We start from the raw sequence: 204 nt of genomic DNA, 5'->3' as shown, positions 1-204 counted from the left end.
AAAGCCTTCGTGGTCAAAGTCAGCGACGGCGGCGACGTCAGCCAGCTGACGGCGGCCACTCCGTCTTTCGCACCGGTTCAGGCAGCCGCCCCGGCCCCGGCAGGCACCGGCACCCCGGTGACCGCGCCGCTGGCGGGCACCATCTGGAAGGTGCTGGCCAGCGAAGGCCAGGCGGTGGCGGAAGGCGAGGTGCTGCTGATTCTG

1 pseudogene is annotated in these 204 nt (G+C 71.1%); it reads left to right on the top strand.

Annotated features, from left to right (window positions below):
* Positions 1-204, top strand: a pseudogene (locus tag PGR23_RS24500) (sodium-extruding oxaloacetate decarboxylase subunit alpha); the annotation flags it as partial.

This window comes from Klebsiella sp. 141162 (assembly GCF_050600755.1).
Classification (GTDB): Bacteria; Pseudomonadota; Gammaproteobacteria; order Enterobacterales; family Enterobacteriaceae; genus Klebsiella; species Klebsiella aerogenes.
Note: the sequence above shows the minus strand (reverse complement) of the source record. Positions and strands in the feature narration are given on the sequence as shown.